Genomic DNA, 17,237 nt, shown 5'->3' on the forward strand with positions numbered 1-17,237 from the left:
ACCCTTCCTAGTTCGGTTAATTTCCCAGATTTCTATAATTGTAACATGGTTGCATAGCCGGTGCATCAGAAAAAACAAAAAGCCCCGAAATTTTTATAATCTCGAGACTTTTTGCAATCCTGACGCACATCCTCACGCCCGTACATCCTTCTTCTTCAAGATCCACCCGGCCAGTACAAACAACACCATCAGCCACAAAACACAGCTCAGAACAAACAGTCCATAACCGTCGCTTAGCACATCCTCTTTTTTATTCGCATTCATCCCAGCCTGCATCAGACAATACGGCCAGGCCAGTGCAAAACCTTTCGATCCTGCAAACATGCCGGTAACACCTCCCACCAATCCCAGAAAGATCGGCACTGCGAAGCTTCGGATCATCATAGCAAGAACCAACTGTGCAGCAATAACAGCCAGCGCTCCCACAGCTCCTCTCAGAAGAAAAAATGGCAGTCTCATTGATGGCCAGCCTGACAGATGTGCGAAGATTTTTCCACAAAATACATACAGCACAAATACAAATATATGTGTAAGCAGAGCCAGTTTTGCCACCACCGCAAATTTCGCTATGAACAGGTCCAGCGGCTTTACCGGACTTGCCATGATCAGATTCCAATTATGCCCAAGATGTTCCAGCCGCCACAGATATGCTGCATAGGCCGCAACCATGGCTGGAAAGAAAAACATGGAATAAAACAACGTATGCTGTGTCCACAGACTGTACCATCCGTCCTTGAGGATTTCCAGATTCTGCAAATAATTGAAAGTTCCATATCCGGCAGAGATCACCGGCAGGAGAAAAAACATCGCCCAGATCGGGGACGCGTGAAGTTTCCGGTTTTCTGCTGCAATGCATCGTTTTAACATCTTCTACACCTCCTGTTTCTGCACTTTTCGCCATGCCACATAAAACAACACGGCTCCCAGCACAACGGTAAAGATCAGCAGGCCCCAGTTAAATGGCCGTGTACCATAAGTAACCATATGAGTAATTTTATCCCAGTTTGCCACTTCGTAAGCCCCCAGCGGAACAAAATATCCCCACGGCACAAAGTAACTAACAATCTGCGGCATAAATGCAGAAAACAGTCCCACCAATGCGCCCACAATTCCAACGCAAAGCGCCAGCACCGGATTCCCAGATATTAACATAAGAAGAAATTCCAAGAAAAAAAGCATCAGGTTCACTGCCAGGATACACACTGTCATATAAAGAAACTGGTCTACAGGAAATACTTCCGTATATCCATGGATTTTTCCAAGAAAAACTACGCTTCCCATTTCCAGAGTTGTTATCAACAGAATCTCCAGGATTCCGAACAATGCTTTCCCCATAAATAAACTTCTGCGGCTTTGCAGCGTATAAAGCAGTTTCGTGGTATTTCCCTTAACCTCCATATCCCACAACCGGCTGGACAGCAATGACATCATGACGGGCAAAATGATCGTATTGATAACAGGAACGCTGTAAAATAATGCGCTGTATCCATTAGCCAGTTCCTCCGGACTGGACGGTGACAGGCCGCCTACCCAGATTATCATAAGCACCGGCACCAACAGACAAAGCAGAAGGTCGTGCCTGTGGCGGGCTTTCTTAAGTTCTACCTGAAATGCTTTGGTCATGTCACGCCACCTCCCCACGATCCTGCGTCAGACTGAGGAAAATTTCCTCCAGATTTTTTGTCTGGGAAGTTACTCCCACAACTCCCGCGCCACTTTGCGCCAGAACGCTGACAAGGGCTGCCAGAACCTGGTCAGAAAGAGGTGGCAGTTGTAAAACGTCTGGCTGGTGCTCTGCTGTAACTGCCTTGATTCCCTGCTTCTGCAAAATAGTGATGCTTCTTTGGACGTCAAGAACACGAAGCAGAATACCACCCCGGCTGTGCTTCTGAAGTTCCTTCAGAGAGCCTTCAAAGAGCATTTTTCCATGATGATTTAAGATTCCGATCTGTGTGACCATCTGCTCGATCTCCCCCAATAGATGACTGGAGATCATGACAGTCGCTCCCGTTCTCTCCGACATGGAAGCAATCAGACTTCGCATTTCCTGAATTCCTGCCGGATCAAGACCGTTGGTTGGTTCATCCAGGATCAGAAGTTTTGGCTTTCCAAGTAGTGCCATTGCAATACCAAGACGCTGTTTCATGCCAAGAGAATACTGACCGACTTTCCGGTTTGCATCAGAAGTCAGATCAACCACTTCCAATACCCGGTCAATGTCTTTGTGGGTGATTCCTTTCAGGTCTGCAATAATAGAGAGATTTTCCCGTGCTGTGAGATGTAGATATCCGGATGGAGACTCGATCAGGCTTCCTGTCTGTTTCAATAATGTTATACGATTTTCCTGATCCATGGTTTTTCCAAGCAACTGAACGCTTCCACTGGTAGGATGCGCCAGACCAAGAAGCATCTTCATAGTGGTAGATTTCCCTGCACCGTTCGGTCCCAGAAAGCCATACACACAGCCCTGTGAAACGGAGAGATTCAGATGGTCTACGACTATTCGGCCATTGTAACTTTTACAGAGATTGTGAGTTTCAATAACAGATTTCATAATGTTCACTCCTGTTTTTTGATTGTTTTTGTTTTTTGGAATGAATTTAGTTTATATCTGTTGCCTTAATCTCAGTTGTTGCTTAGCTTAAATTTGGCTTAAGTTTTTGTGGGATAGATAGTATTAATCATAAAGTATGTTATAGTAAAACCAGTACATATTAAAGCAACATGACTGGATATTCTCAATCTACATTCACTACATAGTTCTTATCAGACAACCATTTTGAGCTTATCAGGAAGATTTTGTACTCCTCCTGGTATATCCGCTTGCCAATACGCAGTTTTTCTTTAACTTGCATTTTATTCCACCAGGAAAGACGAGGACCACAACAATGAACACTATATATGAAACTCAAATTTTAATCGTAGATGACAACCAAGACCTTCTCCATCTGCTCTGTGAACAGCTATCCGGCGCAGGCTACCAGCATATCCAAACTGCCACAAATTGTGCAACCGCAAAAGCTGCTTTCCTGAATGAACAGCCTCAGCTGATGATCCTGGATATCAACCTGCCGGACGGCGATGGCTTTTCCTTATTTCGAACTTTGCGGGCTAAAGCTGATACTCCGGCATTATTTCTTTCCGCCCGTGATGCAGACGCAGACCGTTTATTCGGACTTGGTCTGGGTGCAGACGATTACCTTACCAAACCATTTCTGATACAGGAGCTCCTCCTTCGTGTCCAGCATATTCTTCAGCGTTCTTACCGCACAGAACTCTCTTCCGCCCAAATGATAACGCTGAAACTTGGCGACCGAAGTGTAAATCTCAATGATGCTCTTGTTTTTTTACCGGACGGAAGCCGCACTGCGTTGACCGCCACGGAGCTTTCTCTGCTGCGTAAACTGACAGAAAACCGCGGCCATATTGTAACTTACGACGCGCTTTGCTCCGCTGTCTGGGGCGCCGATTATTATGGCTATGAAAACAGCCTTGGCGTACATATCCGACACCTGCGCCAGAAGCTGGAAGAAAACCCCAGCCAGCCTCATTATCTCATCACAGTACGGGGCATTGGCTACAAACTGGCAAAGGAGGTCTGACATGAAAACTTTTATCCGCCTGATCCGGCGCTATGTACTGACTGCTATAGCTGTTGTTCTACTGTTTTTATTTCTTGGAATCGGGATGATCGTCTGGATCAGCTGGCGGGAAGGTAGCCGTCTGCCACAACAGGAATATACCGCCAGCAAAATCGCTGATTCCATGGCGGAAAACAAGAACGGGCTTAGCTTTGGTTCTGCTCATACTCCTCAAGAGTGGATGGATGGTTACTCCTGGGCTATGGTAATTGATGATTATGGTTATGTGAAATGGAATTATCTGCTGCCTGACAAATTAAACCACCACTATACTTCCGGTGATATTGCAAGTTTCGCCCGCTGGTACCTGGATGATTATCCCGTATTCTGCTGGAAGGAAAGTTATGGACTGTTTGTGATCGGTCTTCCAAAAGGAAGTCTCTGGAAATACAGTCTTTATAATTCTCCGGAAGTCCTACGCGATATAGTCCATAACGTTCCTATGATGTTTCTGAGCTTGCTGCTTTTGGGACTGATCTTCTGTCTCTGGCTTGGATGGCGCGGGACAAAACGCTTGAAAATTGTGGCAACGGGATTAGATTCCCTTGCAGAAGGACAGACAGTACAACTGCCAACGAACGGCTTCACCGGAGAACTGGCTGAAAAATTAAACCAGACCAGTGCGCAGCTGCAAAAAAGAAATGAAATGCTTACAAGACGTGACAATACAAGAACACAGTGGATCGCAGGTGTCAGTCACGATGTCCGCACACCTCTGGCCCTGATCCTTGGATGTGGAGAACAGCTGGAGCATGATGTTGCGCTCCCTGATGCCGCCCGTCAGAAAGCTGCCGATATCCGCACCCAGTGCGAAAAATTACGCAGCCTGATTGATGATCTGAACCTGACCAGCAAGCTGGAATACGGCGCACAGCCTCTCAGAAAAGAAGCTTTTGCTGCCGGTCCATTATTCCGTAATCTGATCGCACAGTTTTATGACACCCCTCTGGCTGAAAACTGCGAAATTTCTCTGGTACAGTCCGATGCTGCTGAACACGCACAACTTTCCGCAGACCGCGCCCTTCTCAGTCGCCTGCTGGAAAATCTTCTGAATAACAGCATCCGGCATAATACTGATCTTATAGAAATTTCTGGTCTTGTGGAAATTTCTGTTCACACAGAGATAGAAATAGCAGAGAATCTTTTCCGCCTGACAGTAACAGATAACGGAAAAGGCTATCCTCCGGAAGTTCTCGCAACTCTTCATTCTGACGAAACACCCGATAATACACCGCACATTCTGGGGCTCCACGTCGTAGAACAGATTGCCACAGCCCACGGTGGAAAGACCCTCTTCTGCCAGAATGTCCCTGCTGGTGCGAAAGCGGTTGTGTGGCTGCCGGTGGAATAACATCCGTTGCCGCCACCAATACCAACATTATTTCTATATATTTTTCAATCAAACAGCTCCGTATAAAACAGCTGCTTAGGACTTTTAGGTTTATCTGGTATACTCATTTTTATTATTCCTTTATCAACTAAAGGCATTATATGCGTTTGAATTGCATAAGTAACAGAACTTAAACCTAAATAATTACATATTTCTTTTCTTGTTCGCGGCGTTTTACAAAAAAGAATTAATTCCCTATTTTCTACTGATTCAGGAATATTTTTTTCTTCTCCATATTTATACAGTTTTACAATAAAACAACCTCTTTCATCTAAAAATTCAGGTTGTGGTAAATTGTACTCCTGCATCGTTCTGCGAATTGTTGGAATTCCAGAATATCGATTTTCTGTAATTTTCATCACCTCTAATTCCGTGGCAATTACTGGATTTCTGGTATCTGGTTGCACTTTTCCCAACTGATCAATTCGTATTCTTCCATACAATCCACCTGGATTTTTGATTTCAATTCTATCCTCATACATTATTAATTGTATCGGCATGCCCTCTGTATGAATACTATAATCACGGTGTACTAAAGCATTTAATATTGCTTCTCTAATTGCTGTAATTGGGTAGTCCGTTCGATCCTCACGTTTTCCTGTCAAAGGATTAATAATGGTCTTCATTCGCATATTTCTACTTACAAACTTCATTGCTCCCTCAAGCATGTCCGATATATTTCCTTCTATTCTTTGATTATCTAAAAATCTCTCTCCTTGCTCACCGATTTCTCCCATCTCTTTTCCTGGAATAACTGTTGCAATAATACATAATTGAGGAAAATAAGCTTGGGGATATGGGCTGAAATTCATTACAGAACTTAATGTAATCCCATCATTCCGTTTTATACTCATCAACTCATAAATCTCATTGTCTGGTATAACTGCCAAGCGTGCTTTTCCTTTCTTCAATAATCCAATATATTCTGCTAATAGCACCTGATCCAATGAAGCAAATGAAGCCCTCTCAATTACCCTTATATCATCCTGATATTTTTTTCTATAAGCCTCATAACTATATACTTCATATTCTGTCATAGGCTCGTCACTGTCTCCTACACGTATAAACGAGCCCTTTACTCTTCCCCTTCCACGATAAAAAACCGGTCTATCTGAAATATCTGTACCAGGTATTTCAGCAGAAACAAAATATTTTCCATTTTTTTCTGCAACTGTAAGCTGTGGTCTAACAACTGGTTCCATCTGCAAACATTGCTCATTTATTTTCTTCTGGATATCTTGCGGATCATATACTCCCACTTCTTTAAAATTTTGCTTTTCATCCACACCAAAAATAATAATTCCTCCATCATCCTGATTGGAAAAACTAGACAATGAATCATACAAATGTTTGGGGCACCCTTGTTCTGCACTTTTTATCTCTAATGTAGGAGTTTCACACTTAAATTTCTGAATCAATTCTAATTTTTCAATTAATTCTTCGTTTGTCATTTTAGTTCCTCCATTTTTTTCATATTCTAACATTATATTTAAGTTTATTCAAGGAACTCAAATATTATTCAAGAAACTAAAATAGGAACTCAAATCATTTAAGTTCCTATTATATACTTATCTGCATTTATTTTCGAATTGCATAATATATCCATGCCAAATTTTTTTTATCTACTAGGATTTCATAATACTACTTCCCCTGCCTTGCAAAACCAGACTAATGTATTGTATGGTATGCACATAGTTCTTTTCCTGTTCTCATGCTATTTACTTTCTGAAAAAAGACGCATCGCATTATCAAACTCTCCGCATTGTAAAGTATCTTTTTCAATCTCAACTTTCATTATACTTTTCATCAACCAAGAACACATCCTATTAGTTTGTGATCTTTGTTTAATTTTCTCTGTATCGAGTCCCATATCCCTTAAGCTTATGATTCTATACAATTCCTTACACAGACTGGCAACATTCAATAAATCATCAAATTTCATTGTCACCGGTACTCTATTAGAAGAATGAGTATAAAAATTCCTATCATTCACAATATCATTTATAAGTTTTTCCTTTTCCCCTACAAATTTAGTTTTAGATATTTCTATAAAACAATTGCAACCTCTATATAAATAATCTTTCACCGCTTTTCTAAATGATATACCTGAATATCCCAGCCCCTTTTCAACCAATTCTTTTTCGTCTTCATTTTCAAGTTTACTCATTAATTCTTTCTTCTTTTCTTCAAATTCTTTAATTTCTTTTTCCTCGTCTGTATATGCCTGAGTATACCCTTCAATCAATTGCATTGCAGCTAAAAATTTGTTTATTGTTACAATTTTCACATCTTCATCAAGTAGAATTCTTCCATACGCTTGCTGTGCATTATATATTTTTCTATAATTAGAGAACCAATACTTCATTGCTTGCTCTAAATTTTGAAAATCTGTTATCTTATATAAACTACTCCTTTTAAAAGATATAGAATCCATCGTATCATTTTTCAATACATTTAGCTTTTCTTTCGGAAAATTACAAATTCCTATAACTTCTACCATTTTATTACTTTCAGTACAATTTAAAGAATTAACAGTAACATTTTCTCCTGCCAATACCGAAAAAAAGTCCACTATTATATATAAATTTCTTTTTATCTCCTCCATATCTATAGCTGAATTAAACTTCCATATAATATAATGTGCAAATCCAATGGAAAAAGATTCTTTTCTATATTGATATCTCGGATAAACACAAAATGTTAATTCCCCGTTTTCTAACTGCACAACTTTATTTTCTATATTAATTGGTATATCAATTTTATGATAAAATAAAATATCCATATAATTTTTATTCATGTCATACGGGCATAAACCAATTAACTCATTTCCCTCCGTTATTTCAAAGCGAATCTCTTGAAATTTAGATGTATTTGTATAAGCCCTTTCACCCTTAAACAATATATCTGCCTGCAGTTCAAGTTTAAAACAATTATCCATTCCTCCTGACGCTGATTTGAAATTCAATCCAACTGCCGTTATCATTTCTCCTTCTTCTAATTCAATTACCAAATATTGGTTTATTTCTTCTCTCACCAAATTTACAATATCTCTTGAAACTCTGTAAAGCGTAATCATACCTTGATAAAATTTATTAATACTTATTTCTGCCCTACTATCCATTTCTACTTTATTTATATAAAGAAGCTTTCCTGAAAAGCCAGTTTTTGATTTTATACTCATATTACCCCTCTGTTATATAAACTCTCTAGCACCAAATATATTTAACAGCATTCTCTCCAAACAATATTAAACATTATAAATATTCTCTTCTTTACCTAGATTTTTAAATATACTTTTTTATTTTAGCATATTTTATAGAACAGAAAAACCCCGGAAATCTTACGGTTCCGAGGGTCTTCTTAATAATCATCTTTTTATTCTTCATTTTTTACGCCCAACTCTTCTACTGATCAATTTTTTATACTCTATTGAACTAACACGTATCCATTCCTGATGCTCTCTACAATATTGAGAAATTATCATGCAATATGAATCAAATTCTTCTAACAGTTCCTTTCCTGTTCTATGATATTCAATAATGTAATCCTCTGTATTTTCTATTGCTGCTCTTTCCAAATATCCACAGCCTTTTAAATTCATTAATGTATCAAACAAGTCAACTTGAATTGTATATACAACTAAAATTTTTTGAATAGAATTTATTATTTCTTCTTTTATCTCATAATCCTTAGCCAAATCATTATTATAATTTTCCCTTAGTTTAAAACATGGTGTTATAACATATCGGTAAAGTTCCTGGCATAGTGCCTCATTCACTGCTGGAGCCTTTTTATACTCTGGTATGATAACCTGAAAAATAAAAAATATTTCTGCAGCAATTAAAGAAATAGCTATATTAAAAAGAAATTCTCCCACATCCCACAACCAATTTACAACATTGAAAGCACTAATTATTGAGCTGCATTTGAATATTAAATATATCACGCAATATAATATGGCTACTACTCCAACAATAAAAACCTTTCGATACATTTTTCCAAAATATATCAGAATATTTTCCTGTGGTCTTTTCACCATATAATCATCTCTTCCGCCACCTCTAACCTCTAGCTTTTTCATATTTTCTCTCCCTCAACAATCTTCATTATATCATCTGTCTTTTCGTAAAAGAAAGCTTTATGTAAATGATAGGAATCAAAATACCTTGACAAATGCAGGACATGAAACTTGAGATAATGTCATTAAAACGTATAATCTGACATAATCCTTAATCACATTTCTGCTTCATAGGTAAATCTACTCTCTCTATTATTGGATTTGCGAAAAATATTTATCCTTCCAACAGAAAAACCCGTAGAACCGAAGTTCTACGGGTATCTTACGTTTGGACACAACGTTATCTTACGATAACAAATCTATATTCAGATTGTATTACTCGATGATTGTAGCAACACGTCCTGATCCTACAGTACGTCCACCTTCACGATACTTTAATCCCGTTTTACCTCATATTTTTTATGGTTTTCTCTCCAAAATACAGTGAAAAACGGCTGAATTGCACCACCTATTTTGATTTGCCTGATTTCTTGGCACCGTTTTGGCACCGGAGAATACTCAAACCGATTTTCTTCTGTAGATACTAGATACTTCTCTACCAACTTTATATTGCACCGGTAATTTTTAACTGTTATAATCGAAACATGGGTGCTACCATAACGGTAGGCGGTTAGTCCTTCTCCAGAGGGACTGTGACCCTCTGATTACATAGAAACCTGTAAAGGAATCCATTGGAAAGGAGGGCTAAGCCAATGAGTATTATTGACTTCATAGCAGTAGTGAGCTTCGGCTTAACCTGCTTTAGTATCGGATATACATTAGGCAAAGATAATCATAAACCACAAAAATAACCGCCCTGGTCTGGTAAACTAAGCGGTTATCTTTGATGATATTCTAAATAGTAAAACGGACTAACCGTCTATCGGTAGCACTCTTTTTCTATAATCATATTAGCACGCATCCGTGGAAATGTCAAAAATTTTCTTCTTTCTCAACTATATCTATTTCCATACATTTTTACAACCTATTTCAAGTGTTCCTCAAAAATTAATTCGAGTTCCTTATTCCCTCTCAAGAATTCATACTCTTTCTTATTTTCAATTTCCGAATACAATTCACGAACAAAATTTTTTCCAACTCCCGAAAAGGCTTTTCCCTGTGCAGTATCTTCATACCTGTAATACAAAGGGGATTGTGTCATATTCCAAGGCTTCTGTGATTCACTTAATAATTGCTTAATTAACTGAACACATTTTTCTACATCTTTTCGATATCCAGCAATCAGCAGATATGGCACTGTGTTGCCGTAATTCCATAGTCCAAACAACGATATCATGTGATCTGTAATCTCAGCAATTCTCTCTGCTTTATCATGATTTCCTGTTTCTTCTTCCATTTCAATTAACTTATACAAGTAGCTTTGAATATTGACAACTGCCTGTAGCAGTTTCCCTTCCAGGAATAACGCAGCAGTGTCTGTTCCTTCCTGATGTGCTAATACACTTGTTTTCATAATCGTTGCATCAATTACAGTATCAGGAATTTTTTTCAAAAGGGCATTTGCTTCTTCATATTTCTCCATTTGGACATATTTTGTTGCAAGTATAAAAACGCTTGAATTTCTCACTCTTTCATCCTGACTGTCTGCTGTTCGTTCCAGCCACTCAATAATAGCTGTATTATATTCCATTCGTTCTTCGCCATTAAGATCTGACAAAGTCAAAGATCCGTTCAGAACGGTTGCGATCGTATATATTAATAAGTCGCAATGAGGATACTCCTGTATTTTACGAGATGCCATCTCGAAAGCCTCTGTAAAGCTGTCCAATGAAACTTCCGAAAGTTCATTCACAAATTGTCCAATCTCTTTTTCGGTCAATTCTTCACGAAACGAAAACAATTCATTCATATCAATTTTCAATAATCGTGCCAAAGCTGGAAGTAATGAGATATCCGGATATGTATTTCCCGTCTCCCTTAATTAAAGATATTGTTGGGTAAAAAAGAAAGGTCAGTCGATTTTGCCGATGAAGCGGTAGTAGATTTCTACTTCCTGCTCACGGCTTCCGTCCTCGCCCTTGACAGCTTCGTGGACGGTTATTTTTTCAATTAGAGTGTTCAGAAGTTCGGCGGTCAGCTCCACAGGGTTGACATACTGTTTCATCAGGGCAATCCACTTTTCAGCATCCGCTGCGGTCTGTACGGCGGCTTCCATCGTTTCGTGAAGCTGTCTTATTTTTGTTTCAAGCTCCTTTTGCTCGTTCTGGTACTTCTCGGACAGCATATTGAAGTTATACTCGGTTATGCGTCCGGCAGACCAGTCCTCATACATTTTAGCAAACAGCCCGTCAACCTCGGCTTTACGCTTCTCTGCCTTTTTCAGCTCCGCAGCCTGCTTTTTCTTCGCAGAGTTTCTTTCCCTGTCGCTGGCATTGAGCAGGCGTTTCAGCAGATTGTCCTCGTCTTTCTGTGCCAGCATAGACCAGTATTGCAGTCTTGCAAGCACATAGGCATACAGTACATCATAGCGGATATAGTGCATGGAACACTGGCGTAATCCCTGCCCGTTCTTGCTGCAATGGTAGTACCCGTATGGGTTCTTATTCTGCTTGTTTTCCCCATAGGCTAAAGACCATCCGCAGTCTGCACATTTTATCAATCCTGCGAAAATCTGTGTCGTACCGTTTCTGCGTTTCCTGCGTCTGCTTGCAATCAGCTCTTGAACTTTTTGGAACACTTCTTCGGAAATGATGGCTTCGTGGGTATTTTCCACACGATACCATTCTTCCTGCGGCTTCCGCACCTTTTTCTTGTTCTTGAATGAAATGTTGCTCTGCTTGTTGTGAACGCTGTGACCGATGTAGGTTTCCTCTTTCAAAATGCTCTTGACCTGTGCTATCGTCCACGCATAGGCTTTTTCTGCGGGCGCACCGGCGTAGATATTGGCGAAAGTCCCATATCTTTCATAGTTCAGCCAGCCGGGGGTAGGTACTTTTTCTTCCACCAGAATCCGTGTAATGCTGGCGGCACCCCTCCCGTGTACGGCAAGGTCAAAAATCTTCTCTACAATCCAGCGTGTTTCCGGGTCGATCAGAAGATGACCTTTTTTGTCCGGGTCTTTTACATAGCCCAGCGGTGCATAGGCTCCATAGTGTGCGCCATTGGCAAATCTTGTGTGCATGGCAGCCTTGACCTTTTTGCTGGTCTGTCGGGCGTGCATTTCATTCAGGATGTTTAAGAACGGTGCAAGCTCGCTTTCTCCGTTGATGGTGTCCACATTGTCATTGATGGCAATGTAGCGTACTCCCTTGCTGGGGAAATAGATTTCCGTGTACTGACCGGTCAGGATATAGTTTCTTCCCAGACGGGATAAGTCCTTTGTGACAACGCAGTTGATTTTCCCGTCTTCGATGTCATCAATCATCCTTTGGAAACTTGGACGCTCGAAATTTGTCCCACTCCATCCGTCGTCAATGTACTCGTCTACAACGGTCAGCCCATGCTCTGCGGCATACTGCCTAAGCATCATGCGCTGGGTCTGGATACTGCCGCTTTCCCCCTGTAATTCATCGTCACGGCTCAATCTCAAATATAGTGCAGTGTTATAAATCGTTGTATTGTATGGTTGTTTCACGGTTAAAAATCCTCCTTCTAAAAGAAACAACCCACGCTTATACAATACTCGCTGGTACAAGTATATCATAAGCGTGGGCTGATTGACAGTCGTTATTCCGTATTTTTTCAGGAAGCGGCGGCAGCGTGCTGGATCACATCTTCCAGCAGGCTGTCAAGCGGCTTCCCATCCTGTGCGAAATGCTCCGATACCTTGATACGGACTTTCCCCATGACAAAATACTGGGTGCCGTCTTTTTCGGTAAGCAGGGTGCCGCTGTTTTTGTTATTGCTCTCGTTTTTGCTTTTTGCCATAGGCAGTTACCTCCATAAATGAAATATGCCCGACAAGGGAATGTCAGGCAGATGTACAGCCGCAGACTGTCTCCATGTCAACCAAACTGTGTCAACCGGCAGAAAAGACTTTGAAAACAATCCATAGGCGCTCTATGATTACTTTTTACTTTTTCTTTGATTTCTTGGTTGACATGGTTGACAAAGGAGAGAAATGCCCCAAATATCAGGCTTTTCCCCGTCAACCGGCTGTCAACCGAAGCGTTAACCAAACTGTCAACCGGTGGCTTTTCAGAATGGAAGTTCCATTTGCCGGGCTTCTTCTTCCGTGATTTCCTGAAAACCGTCCCCCTCCGGCGGGTCTTGGTTGACACGCTCCCAGCCTTTTTGAGAACCGTATTTCTTATACCGCTTCGGGCTTTTGTAGGCTGCCCAGCCCTGTATGATGCCGCCCGCAATGCCGGTATTCATAATCTCGCAGATTGCCCGTGTCTCCCAGTCTGCCGGGGAATTTAAGTTCCCCAGCGCTTCCTCATAAAGCTGCTTGGAACATACCCTGTCGCCGGTGTAGTCCTCCAAATAGGCGTAGATCATGCCAGCCTGTGTGTCCTCCTGCATGAAGTCCTGCTGATGGGCGTTCAGGTATCGGTTCATTTCCATGCTGAATGACAGCTTATACTTCCCACTGCGGTAAACCGTCATGGCTTCCGCCCACATCTGTTCGATATACGCCCTCGCCGCCGCTTCATCGTCCAGTATGTGAACCTCCGCCCGTTCCGGGTACACCGTCACGGGGAGAAAGCGCCGGTTGCCGGTGCGGTCACGGGGCAAAAAGTCCTGCCGGTTGGTCGTCCCTCCAAATACACATTGCCGCAGCCGGTCTGCCGGATGTGTCTCATACGGCACTTTGTAGGTTTCTTTCTGGCGGCTTAAGAATGACTTGATTTCCTCAATACTCTTGGCGTTGGCTGTGGCAATCATCTCCGACATCTCGATAATCCAATGCCCTTGCAGCTTGCGGTACACATTTTCATCGTCCAGCTTTTTCAAATCGTCTGAAAACCATTCGTCCCTGCCTGCCAGCAGCCGGAAAAAGGTAGATTTCCCGGCTCCCTGACCACCAACCAGACAGAGCATGACCTCAAACTTGCTCCCCGGTCTGAATACCCGCCGGATGGCTCCCATCAGGAACAGTTTCAAGGCTTCATAAGTGTATTCGTCCGTATCGGCTCCCAGAAAGTGATGCAGGGCATAACGGATGCGCTCTGTGCCGTCCCATTGCAGGTTGTTCAGGTAATCCCTGACCGGATGGTAGCGGTTTTCATTGGCAACAATCTTGATGGCGCTCTGCACCTTTTTCTCGCTGATAAGCCCGTAATTTTCTTCCAGATACAAAAGCAGGTAGTTCATGTCCATGTCGGTCAGCGTGGTACTGGTGCGCTCCCAGCCTAGCGGCTTCACAATGTCAATCTGCTCCGTCAAAAGGTTCAGACGCAGCGCCCCACGAAACAGCGGGTCACGCTGGAACACCGTCAGGCAGTTTCGGATGCTGTTCTTCACGCCGCCTTTCTGCGTCCCCTCTAATGTCTCCCGGATTTCTTCCGGTGTCTGCGCCGGTTCCATTGTGTCCATCGTCCTTTTGACCGCTTCCTGCGTTTCCGGCGGCAAGCTCTGAAATTCGCTGTTCAAGCCGCAGCACCTCCTTTCCCTGTGCGGCGATCAATGCCGCTTTTTCTTCTATTTCTCCGTATAACAAAATATCCAAAAGGTATTCTGTGTAGCTTATCCTCTGCAACGCTTCCACAAAAAGAGGATGCCAGATGGCATCCTGCGGCTGTGGGGCGTATGCTGTTTTCCAATGCTCCAGCAGGCGCTGATAATCGCATAGCACCCGGAAACAATACCGTTCCGTTTCCTGAAATCTCTGCTCCGCTGATTTTTGCCGGGGCTGTGACCTGTTGTGACGCTTCCTATCTGGCGGCGCATTGCCGGATTTCTCATAGGAAACGCCGAAGTCCTCCGCAAGCCTGACCGCAGCTTCCCGTTTCCCCAATCCATGCAGCAAAGCGGCAAAGTCGATCACATCCCCGGAAGCCCCGCAGCCGAAGCAGTAAAAGCGGCTGTCCACTTTCATGCTGGGCGTGCGGTCATTGTGGAATGGACAGCAGACCATGCCGTTTCTCCCCACCCGGATTCCATAGAATGAAGCAGCCTGCCGTGTGGTAACAGACTGTTTCACCGCTTCAAATACATTCAAATGCTCCCTCCGTAAAAATACCGGTAGCGGTAAAGCTGCCGGTTATATCATAGCTCCATCTCATGTTTCTTTCTCTGTACTTCCTGTGGCTGCTCCCTCCGGCGCAGTGCGGTATCTACGGCGTTCTGCACCTGCCGCAGCCGTATGACTTCCTCCCGGAGTGGCTTGTGCTGCGGAGACAGTTCGGCATACTCTGTTTTTAACTGTGCGTATTCCTGTTTCCATGCTTTCAGGGCAATGGGTTTTCCGTCCAGTTTTTCTTTCAGAATACGGCGGGCGGCATAAAACAGCCGTAACTCCGCATCGTGGGATGTTTCAAATTTCTCCCTCTGTTTCTTAAACTTGATATTGTTCAATTCCGTATGGACAGGTTTTAGCCGCTGGTAATTCTCGCCCTCCCGTATCAATTCCTGCAATTCCTTTATCCTGGCAGATTTCTTTTTCATGGAGCCGCTTAATGCTTCAAATTCTTCACTGACAGAGGAAAGACGCTCCTGCAAATCCTCTAATGTGAGCAGCTTGTTTTCCGTCAGATAATTGACGGCTTCGGCAAACTGCTTTAAGTTTCCGGTTCTGGCTTTATTGCTCCATGCCCCTGCGTTGCGCTGGTTGTAATAAGCGATCAGCAGGTCGGCAAGGTTCGGTGTCTGTGGTTTGGAAAGTTCTTCTTTTACCTCTGCCATCCAGACAAACAGGGCTTTGATCTTCTTCCTCACATCCTGCATGAGCCGGTTGGTGGCTTTAATCCAGCGGTTCAGTTCCCCTTTCTCGGTGCGGATGCCCTTTGCTTCCATCTGCCGGACATTAGCTCCCTCGTGGACAGTAGGTATCAGGTCAAGCCCCTGCCGCACATAGGAACGGTGGTCGATACGCACATCCAGTCCTTTTTCCTCAAATTTTGTATTAACGGCAGCCGCCCACTGCTCCCGCCAGTGTTCCAGTGTTTCCGGCTCGTGCCAGTCTGTTGTGTGGACAGCATTAAACATATAATCGCCATTTTTATCCCGGATTCGGTTTCCATCTTCATCAAGAAGATATTCCCGCCGCTGTTTTTGTCCCCATGTGCCATCCGGGTTCAAAGGGCGCATTGTTGTCATCACATGGAAATGCGGGTTTGGGATACCGCCGTCCTCTTTCTCCGGACTGTGAAAAGCAAGATCGGCAATCATGCCTTTTGCCACAAACTGCTCCTGCACGAACTTCCTCGCCAGCTCCATGTTTTCTTCCAGCGTCAATTCATTCTGCATGGCAATATCAAATGAATAGGCAAGCTGTGCTTTTGGATGTTTCTCGCAGTTCTCCACAGCATTCCAGAGGGTCGCCCGGTCAAGATATATTTCCGGCGCATGGGGCGGCAGCATGATTTCCGAAGCGATCACGCCGCCCTTTTTGGTGTAGTCGCTGACTTCTCCATAGTAGCTGCTGTAAAGACGCTCCCCGGCTCGGTAGGCTGCGCTGGCAATGGCGCTCTGACCGGCGCTGCGCTTTATCTGTGCGATTGAAAAATGATAAAGTGCTATCCTTAGTCACCGCCTTTCTCCTGCCCGGAAATACGGGCGTGGTTTTCTGCGGCAGACCGGATGAAAGGCTCCGCCTGCGGCAGATTCAAAATGCTTTCCATGAGGGAATAAAATTCCGTTTCGGTCAGCTCCTTTGTCTGTGGCACAATGCTCTCAACGGCTGCCCCACGGGTAATCAGCCGGTGCGTCCTCTGTTTCCGGGAACCGCTTTCCAGATACGCCTGCCGGTTTTTCAAACGCTGCATTTTCCGTTTTTCCCGTTCCAGCAGGACAGTGGTTTTTTCATATTCCTGCTTTAACTGTTCCAAAGATTTTTCCATGTTCTCACATCCTTTGCTTATAAGATAAAGAAAGACCATCCGCAGACAGTCTGTGTCAGTGCTTCTATAAAGCCCGATGAAAAGGGAAAACCACAGAGCGGATTTCTCTTTGCGGCGGGTACACAGGGGATAGCCGCTTTAGCGGCGCAAGGGGGTGTAGCCACCTTGTCGGAGCAAAGCGAACG

At 43.1% G+C, this 17,237-nt stretch carries 15 protein-coding genes; 2 read left to right on the forward strand and 13 right to left on the reverse strand.

Going from position 1 to position 17,237, the window contains the following annotated elements; genetic code table 11:
• Positions 1–132 precede the first annotated feature (132 nt).
• Genes AC04Q4_RS11035 through AC04Q4_RS11045 form a run of 3 tightly spaced genes read right to left on the reverse strand, consistent with a single transcriptional unit; the run spans position 133 to position 2,554 of the window.
• Positions 133–867, reverse strand: a complete 735-nt coding sequence (locus AC04Q4_RS11035; RefSeq protein WP_195456127.1) for an ABC transporter permease — start codon at positions 865–867, stop codon at positions 133–135.
• Between the two features lie 3 nt (positions 868–870).
• On the reverse strand, positions 871–1,623 hold the full coding sequence (locus AC04Q4_RS11040) for an ABC transporter permease (RefSeq protein WP_195456125.1): 753 nt from the start codon (positions 1,621–1,623) through the stop codon (positions 871–873).
• A gap of 1 nt (position 1,624) precedes the next feature.
• Positions 1,625–2,554 carry an ABC transporter ATP-binding protein gene (locus tag AC04Q4_RS11045; RefSeq protein ID WP_195456124.1) on the reverse strand — a complete coding sequence of 310 codons (930 nt, stop codon included), beginning with the start codon at positions 2,552–2,554 and terminating at the stop codon, positions 1,625–1,627.
• Between the two features lie 334 nt (positions 2,555–2,888).
• On the opposite strand from AC04Q4_RS11045, the gene AC04Q4_RS11050 reads away from it, so the two are divergent.
• Entirely contained in the window at positions 2,889–3,602 is a 714-nt protein-coding gene (locus AC04Q4_RS11050) for a response regulator transcription factor (protein WP_118608968.1), read from the forward strand.
• Between the two features lies 1 nt (position 3,603).
• The gene (locus tag AC04Q4_RS11055; RefSeq protein WP_476388976.1) at positions 3,604–4,992 is read left to right on the forward strand and encodes an ATP-binding protein; all 1,389 of its coding nucleotides are present in this window, start codon (positions 3,604–3,606) and stop codon (positions 4,990–4,992) included.
• A gap of 44 nt (positions 4,993–5,036) precedes the next feature.
• Here the strand turns inward: AC04Q4_RS11055 and AC04Q4_RS11060 are convergent, their stop codons facing one another.
• The 10 genes from AC04Q4_RS11060 to AC04Q4_RS11105 form a co-directional block, all read right to left on the reverse strand.
• Positions 5,037–6,482 (reverse strand): ATP-binding protein, encoded by a 1,446-nt coding sequence (locus AC04Q4_RS11060; RefSeq protein ID WP_476388977.1) that lies wholly within the window; start codon positions 6,480–6,482, stop codon positions 5,037–5,039.
• A gap of 263 nt (positions 6,483–6,745) precedes the next feature.
• Positions 6,746–8,212, reverse strand: a complete 1,467-nt coding sequence (locus tag AC04Q4_RS11065; RefSeq protein ID WP_195456121.1) for a HEPN domain-containing protein — start codon at positions 8,210–8,212, stop codon at positions 6,746–6,748.
• A gap of 201 nt (positions 8,213–8,413) precedes the next feature.
• Positions 8,414–9,112: a hypothetical protein gene (locus AC04Q4_RS11070; protein ID WP_195456120.1), complete on the reverse strand. Its 699-nt coding sequence runs from the start codon at positions 9,110–9,112 to the stop codon at positions 8,414–8,416.
• Positions 9,113–10,073: 961 nt separating this feature from the next.
• On the reverse strand, positions 10,074–10,958 hold the full coding sequence (locus AC04Q4_RS11075; RefSeq protein ID WP_250841508.1) for an XRE family transcriptional regulator: 885 nt from the start codon (positions 10,956–10,958) through the stop codon (positions 10,074–10,076).
• Positions 10,959–11,060: 102 nt separating this feature from the next.
• Positions 11,061–12,683 (reverse strand): recombinase family protein, encoded by a 1,623-nt coding sequence (locus AC04Q4_RS11080; RefSeq protein WP_476388978.1) that lies wholly within the window; start codon positions 12,681–12,683, stop codon positions 11,061–11,063.
• Positions 12,684–12,790: 107 nt separating this feature from the next.
• Entirely contained in the window at positions 12,791–12,976 is a 186-nt protein-coding gene (locus AC04Q4_RS11085; RefSeq protein ID WP_004849804.1) for a hypothetical protein, read from the reverse strand.
• A 270-nt stretch (positions 12,977–13,246) separates the two neighbouring features.
• A complete protein-coding gene (locus AC04Q4_RS11090) occupies positions 13,247–14,587 on the reverse strand; it encodes a virulence-associated E family protein (protein WP_117994939.1) in 1,341 nt (446 codons plus the stop codon).
• Positions 14,472–15,212 carry a CHC2 zinc finger domain-containing protein gene (locus AC04Q4_RS11095; RefSeq protein WP_044997810.1) on the reverse strand — a complete coding sequence of 247 codons (741 nt, stop codon included), beginning with the start codon at positions 15,210–15,212 and terminating at the stop codon, positions 14,472–14,474. Before AC04Q4_RS11095 ends, AC04Q4_RS11090 begins: the two co-directional genes overlap by 116 nt.
• 47 nt (positions 15,213–15,259) lie before the next feature.
• The gene (gene mobQ, locus AC04Q4_RS11100) at positions 15,260–16,732 is read right to left on the reverse strand and encodes a MobQ family relaxase (protein ID WP_072850453.1); all 1,473 of its coding nucleotides are present in this window, start codon (positions 16,730–16,732) and stop codon (positions 15,260–15,262) included.
• Positions 16,733–16,734: 2 nt separating this feature from the next.
• Positions 16,735–17,052, reverse strand: coding sequence for a DUF3847 domain-containing protein (locus tag AC04Q4_RS11105; protein ID WP_019162597.1), 318 nt, complete (start codon positions 17,050–17,052; stop codon positions 16,735–16,737).
• Positions 17,053–17,237 lie beyond the last annotated feature (185 nt).

This window comes from Blautia sp. HA8986 (assembly GCF_056504635.1).

What these genes read in the sequence shown, in the direction of transcription:
- AC04Q4_RS11035 (WP_195456127.1), bottom strand. Translation starts at nt 867, where the DNA reads ATGTTAAAACGATGCATTGCAGCAGAAAACCGGAAACTTCACGCGTCC.
- AC04Q4_RS11040 (WP_195456125.1), bottom strand. Translation starts at nt 1,623, where the DNA reads ATGACCAAAGCATTTCAGGTAGAACTTAAGAAAGCCCGCCACAGGCAC.
- AC04Q4_RS11045 (WP_195456124.1), bottom strand. Translation starts at nt 2,554, where the DNA reads ATGAAATCTGTTATTGAAACTCACAATCTCTGTAAAAGTTACAATGGC.
- AC04Q4_RS11050 (WP_118608968.1), top strand. Translation starts at nt 2,889, where the DNA reads ATGAACACTATATATGAAACTCAAATTTTAATCGTAGATGACAACCAA.
- AC04Q4_RS11055 (WP_476388976.1), top strand. Translation starts at nt 3,604, where the DNA reads ATGAAAACTTTTATCCGCCTGATCCGGCGCTATGTACTGACTGCTATA.
- AC04Q4_RS11060 (WP_476388977.1), bottom strand. Translation starts at nt 6,482, where the DNA reads ATGACAAACGAAGAATTAATTGAAAAATTAGAATTGATTCAGAAATTT.
- AC04Q4_RS11065 (WP_195456121.1), bottom strand. Translation starts at nt 8,212, where the DNA reads ATGAGTATAAAATCAAAAACTGGCTTTTCAGGAAAGCTTCTTTATATA.
- AC04Q4_RS11070 (WP_195456120.1), bottom strand. Translation starts at nt 9,112, where the DNA reads ATGAAAAAGCTAGAGGTTAGAGGTGGCGGAAGAGATGATTATATGGTG.
- AC04Q4_RS11075 (WP_250841508.1), bottom strand. Translation starts at nt 10,958, where the DNA reads ATGAATGAATTGTTTTCGTTTCGTGAAGAATTGACCGAAAAAGAGATT.
- AC04Q4_RS11085 (WP_004849804.1), bottom strand. Translation starts at nt 12,976, where the DNA reads ATGGCAAAAAGCAAAAACGAGAGCAATAACAAAAACAGCGGCACCCTG.
- AC04Q4_RS11090 (WP_117994939.1), bottom strand. Translation starts at nt 14,587, where the DNA reads ATGGACACAATGGAACCGGCGCAGACACCGGAAGAAATCCGGGAGACA.
- AC04Q4_RS11105 (WP_019162597.1), bottom strand. Translation starts at nt 17,052, where the DNA reads ATGGAAAAATCTTTGGAACAGTTAAAGCAGGAATATGAAAAAACCACT.